This is a genomic window from Cytobacillus horneckiae, from assembly GCF_002835735.1.
In the GTDB taxonomy this organism is placed as follows: Bacteria; Bacillota; Bacilli; order Bacillales; family Cytobacillaceae; genus Cytobacillus; species Cytobacillus horneckiae.
Genome location: NZ_PISD01000069.1, coordinates 25476 through 34865 on the forward strand (window position 1 = coordinate 25476; position 9390 = coordinate 34865).

Genomic DNA, 9390 nt, shown 5'->3' on the forward strand with positions numbered 1-9390 from the left:
CGTTTATACCTCCTACTTAATTTTCTCTTGCTTCACAAGCTCTCTTCTTAACAACTTGCCAGTACCTGTTTTTGGCAAGCTTCTTCTTAGTTCAACATATCGAGGATATTTGTAGGCGGCCATTTTATGCTTACACCATAAAATCAATTCTTCTGCTGTAATGTTGTATTCATAGGCTTCCTTTAAAACAACAAATGCTTTAACTGATTCACCTCGAATCGGGTCTTGTACTCCTACAACCGCTGATTCTGCCACTGCCGGATGTTTATTAATCATTAGCTCGACATCTTCCGGAAAAACACTATATCCTGAGCATTTAATCATCTCTTTTTGCCTGCCAAGAAAAGATAGATAGCCTTCCTCATCAAGCTTGCCAATATCTCCGGTAAAGAGCCATCCATCTTTTAACGCTTTGTTCGTTTCTTCGGGCTTATTTAAGTATCCTTTAAATACACCTGCGCTTTTGATGATGATTTCCCCTTCTTCACCAACCTGAACTTCTTTCCGCGAATCTAAAGAAACGATTTTGATTTCTGTACCAGGTAGTGGTTTTCCTGTCGTTCCAAATTTTATTGAAATAGGTGACATGACTGTATCAGCTGTGTGTGTTTCGCTTAAGCCATAGGCTGATTCAAATAATGGTGCGCCCGTCAGCTGTTCCCATTCCTCTGCAATCTCTTCAGTAAGCTGAATTCCAAAACTCGTACAACCATTCATTCTTAATGAATGAAAATCAATCTCTTTAGCTTTTGGATGGTTCATAATTGCTATATTCATTGGTACAACTGTTTGAGCAGCTGTTACTTTATAATTTTCAATTGCTGTAAATGCCGCCTCAACAGAAAATCTAGTGAGTAGGACGATTGTTCCTCCGGTGTATATACTTATATTCATCCCAAGCATTCCGGCGATATGGCATAATGGCATGACTGAGAGTGAAGTATCATCACTTGTCATCCCCCTTACCTCCGCCATCATTTTTGTTTTATAATGTGCATTTTGATAACTTAACATTGCCCCCTTTGGCAATCCTGTTGAACCAGATGTATAGACAATAAGTGCAACGTCATTTTCAAAGTCAATATCAATCTTTGGCAAATACTTTTGATTATTTTTAAGGATTTGAAAAAGATCGATCGTATTTGAAATCAGCGTTTTTGAATGGACCGCTTCAGGAAAATCTGGAAATGGTGCTTCTGGAAGAAAGTCTATGTAGTCAGTAGTTATGACCAGCTCCAACTTAGTATTTGATTTCACTTTTTGAACAATCGGATATAATTCACTTAATGTAACAATCGCTTTTGCCCCTAAATCTTTTAGTTCATATTCCAATTCCCACTCCTTGAACATAGGACTGCAAGGCCCTACAATTGCCCCAAGCTTTTGAATAGCAAAATGACTAATGATATATTGAGGGCAATTCTGCAGGAATAGAGCCACTTTATCACCCTTTTGCACTCCTTTTTCTGATAGAAAAGAAGCAAAGCGATCGGACCAATCATCTAGTTCTTTGTAGGAAATTTTATAGCCATAAAATATGATTGCCGTTTTATCTGGTGTTGCTGCAGCATAATGACGGAGACATTCATGGATTGGTAGATTCTTATTCGTCCAGTTCAAGAACAACATCCCCTTCATTCACAAAATCCCCTACATTTGCTTTGACTTTACATACTCTCCCATTCGTCTCTGCGGTAACAGGGATTTCCATCTTCATAGATTCTAGAATAAATACCTCTCTTCCGGGCTGAACTTCATCGCCTTCTTGAACCAGAACTTTAAAAACAGTACCTGCCATATGGGACTTAAGCATAATCATTATTTTCCCCTCCGTTATGAATGCGTTTACATTTTGAATAGTTTGAATTTTCTTACGTGAATTATATTCATTTGATACAATGAATACAATGTAAATATTTTTATAATTTCATTGTTAAAAATGTAGAAACATACATTAAGGGGGTTGCCTTCTAATATGAATGGCTTATTAATTCAGACTTCTCTAAGAAAATATACTTCTGATTTTCAAATATGGATTTTTCATCCTAATGAACAAAAATGGTTTCTTATTGATATTTTCAAACAACCGATTAGTACACCTTTGCTGTCTTTAAACCATTTACAATTTTCCGAGGGACGTTTTTTATGCCTCGATTATCCCCAAGAATATAAAATTGCCATTATTTCATTAGATGCAATTGTTAACTATGAAAAGAGAGATATAGAGATTCTTTACCATTTGCTGTATCCCTTATACTCACATTTCGCATTAAAGAGCAAAAATATAGAATTGAAAAAACTCATTGAGGGCATAAAAAATATTACAGCTTCTCTGGATATAAATGATTTACTTTCTAATATTCTTGATAATGTTGCATCAGTTGTTCCAGGAGCAAATACGTCGGCTTTTTGGCAGTATAATCCTGCCTTGGATCGATTAGTTTGTAAAGCCTATAGAGGGTGGAAGCCAGACATAGAAAAAGTCCAATATCAAATAGGTGAGAGTGTGACTGGAAAAACATACAGAGATGGGAAACACAGAATTTATTATTCATTCCGAAGGGCAAACGAGGCGATGAAAGGCACATCTTTAATAAACGCGCAATTGCTAAAAAGGGCCTTTCACGGAGGCAGAGTAAAAGCGACAGTAACTGTTCCTGTAAAATTCCATGATGAAATTAGAGGTGTACTTAGCATCCATCAAGATAGCAGGGCCAGAAAACTGGCAAAGTGGGATATCCAGCTTATTAACGCTTTAGCTGCACAAATTGCTATCGCAATAGAGAATGCGAGATTGTTTACAGAAATTAAACGGAAAAACCAAGTGCTAGTTAAACGAAATGATGTCCATATATCATTAACTAAACTTTCCATCCAAAATAAGGGTGTAAATGCCATCACCATGGAGCTTAATCGTATGATAAAACCTTCTATATCTTTTGTTGATTTACTGGAAGAGGAGTTTTATGCTAAGGATCAACTTAACCACTTTACTTATGAAGAGCTGTACAAGCTAATAGGAAATCGTAACAGCCCTATTCATCTACAATTATTTGATAACGGAATTAAAAATTTTGTATTATTTCCAACCTTTGTAGGCAATGTATGTGCTGGCTGTTTAATTGTAGATGTGAAGTTGTCATTAACTCAATTAGAATACATGATTCTTGAACGCGGAAATGTTTTTTTATCCTTAGAATTAGCAAAAAGGCACGCGGTTACAGAAGTTCATTATAAAAAAATGCACGATTTCTATTATCAGCTTTTAAAAAGCGATCATCCCGATCTCCTCTATAAGCAAGGCCTTGATTATGGCATCGATTTAAAAAAATATGTCATTTCTATTATTGTTGAATTCTCACAATTCCACGACTTGCAAACACTAGAAACAAAAGTTCATCATTTTGTCTGGACGATTAAACAAACATTTATAGAAACAAGCAAGCTTGTCTTTGGTCATCATAATAAAATTACTCTATTATTATCAATTGATTCACCTAATGATTTGTCAGCTATCATGAAATCAGTAGAATCCATCATTAATCAATGGCAGCAAAGTGAACAATTAAAACTATATGCCGGAGTCGGAAGATTATACAATGGAATTCTGTCAATAGCAAAAACACATAATGAAGCAGAAAGGGCTTTAAGCTATCTCCTTTCAAAGCAACAGGTTGGCATGATTCAATATGCCGAAATGGGCATTAATCGATTATTTTTAAATCATCACCCTGAAGAGCTTCAGCAATTTACAGATGAAGTGTTATCTCCTTTATTGTCTTATTCACAAGATTTAGAAGAAACGCTGCTTGTATATATGCATAATAATCGATCTGCTGCGAAAACTGCAGCCTCTCTTCATATTCACATTAATACACTTTATCAAAGAATTAAGAAAATCGAAGAAATATTAGAGATATCTTTTGATGACCCCGATATGGTATTAAAAATACAATTGGCCTGTTATTTAAAAGAGGCCTAATAAATGCTTTATCCATTCGAATCTATTATTTTTAACTGCTCGCATAATCGATATAAAAAATAGGCCCCCTTCAACTGATTCTGATTAATTTTGTTCAAATAAGTAATTGAATTACGTGCAATCTTTCTAGCTTGTTCAATATTATTATGATCAAGCTCTTTTATAATTTCTTTAATGATATCCAAAGAATAGACTGCTGTTCTTAACGTTCGGATAATCATAATTTGCCTAATATGTGAGCGTTTATATATTCTATATCCGCTCTCTTTATCTCTGGAGGGTGTGATCAACCCCTCTTTTTCCCAATGGCGAATAGCTGAACTTGGAACAGACGTTTCATTCGACACTTCCCCGATAGTCAACCATTTTGGCTTGCCGCGAACATCCATATCCTCCAAAGAATCAGTTTCTAAAATTTTTATTGTTTTGTCTGCCATTACTTTATCATTATGCAGTTTGGATTGAGCTTGGTTGACTAGCCAAAGCGCATCTGCAAGTTCTTCGTTTTGCAGATGGATCATCACCTTCTTAGTCAGCTCAACTCCATAACCGGGAAACATCGCCCTTATACATTTAAAATAGGCTAAGTGAACGTCCGTATAGATACGGTAACCGTTGGCCATTCTTTCTGGTGGGGGAACGATTCCCCAATTTTCATAATTCCTAAGTGAATTCGTACTGATTTGAAGAGCCCTTGCAATTTCAATCGGTTTATACTTCATAATTTCCCCTTCTACCTTCACTTAAAATCTTTAAGCTGCATTATAAGCTTTTTCGATTAAAACATCTAAATAAAAGCATAAATTTATATAAACCTTATCATTTGCATTAAAGTTATACAATAATATAGCAAGGCAATATCAATTTAAAGGAGGAATTGAATTTGATGAATGCAATTCAAATTAAAGGTGCAAAAGAAAACAATCTTAAAAATGTTTCATTGTCCATTCCTAAAAACAAACTTGTCGTTATTACCGGTCCCTCCGGTTCTGGCAAATCAACTTTAGCTATGGATACTCTGCAGAGAGAGTGTCAGCGGCAATACATGGAGTCGATGGGAATGACAACAGACTCACTGAGCAAACCAAAGGTTGAGTCGATCAACGGTCTTTCGCCTTCTATCAGCGTCGGTCAACATGTAACTAACCGAAATCCTCGTTCCACTGTTGGCACGATTACAGATATGTACACCTTTTTACGATTAATATTTGAAAAACTGGGCGAACGTCCATGTCCTCACTGTCAAACAATCATCATCCCTTATCCAGATAAAGAATCTTTTGATGAAGAATCAAGTGGCTTTAAGCAAGTAATCCATTGCCCGCAATGCGACAATGAACTTGAAAAATTCACCCGTTCACATTTCTCCTTCAATAAACCAGAAGGTGCATGTGATGAATGCAGTGGATTGGGGAAGGTTGTAACCATCGATATAAACGCTGTATTTAATCAAGAGCTAAGCTTGCGTGATGGTGCAGTCAGCTTTTGGTATGAGTCCTATCGCGAATATCAAATTTCTACTTTAATGGCTGCAGCTAAGTATTATGAGCTTGCCTTCAACCCAACGCTCCCGCTTAAGGAGTATAGCCACCCGTTAAGAGACTTGCTTTATTTCGGAGCTGAAAGCGAAGAATTCATGGTCCATTTCCCTGATAAAAAACCGCCGAAAACTGTGAGCAATGGAAAATTTGAAGGTGTTCTGACTGGGATGTGGCGCAGATATCGTGAAAAAGATGGTCAATCGAGCGATGCAGAATTATTTTATGAACAAACTTGTCAAAGCTGTCAAGGTGCTCGATTAAAACAGGAAATTCTTGAAGTAAAGGTGGCAGGGCATTCCATTTCAGATATTACCCGTACTTCAATTGAAAAGTTATTTACATGGCTTTCAGATTTGCAGCAAAACTTGAAACAAGAACAGCTTGAAATGGTTGAAACCTTCCTTTATGATTTAACACTTAAATCAGCAAGAATTAATAATGTCGGCTTAGGCTATTTAACGCTCGACAGGCAAACGATCTCACTATCAGGCGGTGAGGCGCAGCGGCTCAGATTAGCTTCCATACTCGGTTCAGCCTTAACTGGCGTTCTTTATATTCTGGATGAACCAACTGCAGGACTACACCCGAAAGATACAGCCGGATTAGTCAGCATTATGAAAGAGCTAAGGGATTTAGGAAACACGGTCCTTGTGATTGAGCATGATATTGATGTCATAAAGGCAGCCGATCACGTCATTGATATGGGACCTGGCGCTGGAACGAATGGAGGTACAGTCATTGGGGAAGGCCATTGGAAGGACTTGCTAAAGCAAGAGCAATCCATAACTGCGCCTTACCTTCAGGAAAATTTTTTCCCATCAACTCAAAGGCGCAAAGGTTCAGGTAAATATATTTCCATTCAAAATGCGACAAAGCATAATTTAAAAAATGTTTCTGTCTCATTCCCATTGGGATGCCTCACTTCTGTAAGCGGTGTATCAGGATCAGGAAAATCATCACTAGTCTTTGATGTTCTGGCTTCAGGAGAGACAAAATCATCCCAAAATGAGGCTTATGAAAAAATCACAGGGTTTGATGAAGTTAGCAAGCTAATAACGGTGGATCAATCTCCACTCGGCAGAATGCAAAGGTCGAATATTGCGACCTATACTGATGCTTTTACATTAATGAGAAACTTGTTTGCAAGTCTGCCTAAAGCGAAAGAGCTTGAGCTAAAACCTAAAGACTTTTCTTTTAATACTCCAGGCGGAAGATGTGAGAATTGCTCTGGCTTGGGGTTCGTCTCCATTAATATGCACTTCTTGCCCGACTTGGAGGTTCAATGTCCAGCCTGTCGCGGCAGACGATTCACAGAAAAGATTTTAGAAGTGACTTATAAGAATCATACGATATCATCCATCTTAGATTTAACCATCGAGGAGAGTCTACAGCTGTTCAAAGAACAAAAAAAATTGGCAGTGACGACGAAATTACTAACTGAAATAGGATTAGGTTATTTAAAATGGGGGCAATCTGTCACAACGCTATCTGGCGGCGAGGGTCAGCGGTTAAAGCTTTCCAAAGAATTAAACAAAAAATCTTCCGGCCATACATTATATTTGCTGGACGAGCCTTCAACTGGACTGCACCCATCAGATGTATCCAGACTTCTTTTATTGCTTAATAAACTTGTAGATGCTGGTAATACAGTGATCATTGTAGAGCATAATATCGATTTAATTAAAGAATCTGACTGGGTGATCGATATGGGCCCTGACGGTGGAGTAAAAGGCGGAAATATTGTCGCTGCAGGAAGCCCTGAAGAGATAGCAAATGAAAGAGCTTCGTTTACAGGTGCTTTTCTTAAAGGAGTGACATTTGCTTAATGCAATTTAAGTATTGAAAATAGCTGGCTGTGTTATGATGAAATAGAGTGTGGATTTTCCTATAAGGGAAAATCCCATCACTATTATTTAAGTGAGTCATCCCATAAAAATCTTTCACTTTCTTCGTTTTGTTTACATCTAATTTTTTGTATCATTTTTAAATTTTTTTAGAACAGGAGTACCAATTATATGGAGCAACAACAAAATGGGCTTAAACCCTTTTTCTCGTTAATTTTATCTACTAAGATTCCAAAATTCGCCATTACTATAGGTTTAATTGCAAGTGTAATTACGACAGTTGTCGGACTGGCGATTCCGCTTTTAACAAGAGAGCTTGTAGACGGTTTCTCGCTTGCATCATTCAGCTTCTCTTTTATCTTCGTCATTGCTGCCGTATTTATTCTTCAAGCGGTCATAGACGGGGTTTCAACGTATTTGCTCGCAGCAGCTGGTCAGCAAATTGTTGCACAGCTTCGCGAAAAAATGTGGTCAAAATTGATTCGCTTGCCTGTCAGCTACTTCGATAAACAGCAGAGCGGCGAATCAGTCAGTCGCGTCGTGAATGATACCGGCATAGTAAAAGACCTTATTTCACAGCATTTTCCGCAGTTTATCTCAGGTCTCATCTCCATTATTGGCGCAGTCATTATTCTTTTTATTATGGATTGGAAAATGACATTAATTATGCTGCTTGCGGTGCCATTCACATTAGTGATTATGATTCCGCTAGGAAAAACGATGGCAAAAGTGTCCCGTGGCCTGCAAGATGAAACCGCCACCTTCTCTGGGAATATTCAACAAACATTAGGCGAGATCCGTTTAATGAAATCATCAAATGCTGAAACATATGAGGAAGTGAAAGGCTTCAGCGGCATTAAGAAATTGCTTGGCTTCGGTTTAAAAGAAGCTAAAATATTTGCATTGATTGGCCCATTCATGTACTTTGTCGTGATGGCAGTCATTGTGATGATCATTGGATATGGCGGTATCCGGGTCGCTAATGGGACAATGTCTACGGGTTCACTTGTCGCCTTTTTACTTTACTTGTTTCAAATCGTCTTTCCTATCACCTCCTTTGCTATGTTCTTTACTCAACTGCAAAAAGCAAAAGGAGCAACAGAAAGAATCATTCATATATTAGATATTCCTTTAGAAAATGGACAGCAAGGAAAAGAGTTGGATATTTCAAATTTACCGTTAAAAGTGGAAAATATCGCTTTTGCTTACGACGAAAGTGATTCATCCGTGTTAAAAAATATTACCTTTGAAGCAAATCCCGGGGAAATGATTGCTTTCGCTGGTCCAAGCGGCGGCGGCAAAACAACGATGTTTGGATTATTGGAACGATATTACGAACCAACCGAAGGAAAGATCCTTATCGGAGAGACAAATATTCATGACTTATCTTTATCCTCTTGGCGAAGTCAAATTGGATATGTCTCACAAGAAAGCGCCATGATGGCTGGTACCATACGTGCGAATCTTTGCTATGGTCTGGAGCAGGCAGATTCAATAACCGATAAGCAATTATGGGAGGTCTGCAAAATGGCTTATGCCGATCAGTTCGTCCAATCATTTCCAAATGGATTGGATACGGAAGTCGGTGAACGTGGCGTAAAACTATCCGGTGGTCAGCGGCAGCGTATTGCTATTGCCCGCGCTTTTTTAAGAAATCCAAAAATATTAATGATGGATGAGGCGACTGCAAGCCTTGATAGCCAATCTGAAGGAATTGTTCAGCAAGCCCTTTCAAGATTAATGGAGGGACGTACTACCTTTGTGATTGCACACCGATTATCAACCATTGTGGATGCAGATCAAATTATCTTTATCGAAAATGGGGAGGTTACAGGCAAAGGCACTCATCAGGAATTGATAAGAGATCATGCATTATATCGTGAATTTGCAGAACAGCAGTTAACTTAATTATCTTTATGTACAAATACAACCTTTACAATTGTTGTAAGTGCAGTTTTCTTCAGGCTGTGCCTCCACTATGAAGGGTGTCTTAGCAACAATGAAAAATAATATAAAAAGATGC

The 9390-nt window shown here is 37.8% G+C and carries 6 protein-coding genes; 3 read left to right on the forward strand and 3 right to left on the reverse strand.

Going from position 1 to position 9390, the window contains the following annotated elements; translation table 11 throughout:
* Window positions 1–12: 12 nt before the first annotated feature.
* Complete coding sequence (locus CWS20_RS24480; protein WP_066192024.1) at window positions 13–1629, reverse strand: AMP-binding protein; 1617 nt, start codon at window positions 1627–1629, stop codon at window positions 13–15.
* On the reverse strand, window positions 1604–1867 hold the full coding sequence (locus tag CWS20_RS24485; protein WP_142385417.1) for an acetyl-CoA carboxylase biotin carboxyl carrier protein subunit: 264 nt from the start codon (window positions 1865–1867) through the stop codon (window positions 1604–1606). The genes CWS20_RS24480 and CWS20_RS24485 overlap by 26 nt, the downstream gene beginning before the upstream one ends.
* Before the next feature lie 108 nt (window positions 1868–1975).
* Here CWS20_RS24485 and CWS20_RS24490 point away from each other — a divergent pair, with 108 nt between their 5' ends.
* On the forward strand, window positions 1976–3982 hold the full coding sequence (locus CWS20_RS24490) for a helix-turn-helix domain-containing protein (protein ID WP_066190297.1): 2007 nt from the start codon (window positions 1976–1978) through the stop codon (window positions 3980–3982).
* 8 nt (window positions 3983–3990) lie between these two features.
* Here the strand turns inward: CWS20_RS24490 and CWS20_RS24495 are convergent, their stop codons facing one another.
* Entirely contained in the window at window positions 3991–4704 is a 714-nt protein-coding gene (locus CWS20_RS24495; RefSeq protein ID WP_066190294.1) for a MerR family transcriptional regulator, read from the reverse strand.
* Window positions 4705–4865: 161 nt separating this feature from the next.
* Between CWS20_RS24495 and uvrA the strand changes: the two genes are divergently transcribed.
* Complete coding sequence (gene uvrA, locus CWS20_RS24500; protein WP_066190291.1) at window positions 4866–7349, forward strand: excinuclease ABC subunit UvrA; 2484 nt, start codon at window positions 4866–4868, stop codon at window positions 7347–7349.
* 189 nt (window positions 7350–7538) lie between these two features.
* A complete protein-coding gene (locus CWS20_RS24505) occupies window positions 7539–9275 on the forward strand; it encodes an ABC transporter ATP-binding protein (protein WP_066190288.1) in 1737 nt (578 codons plus the stop codon).
* Window positions 9276–9390: the final 115 nt, after the last annotated feature.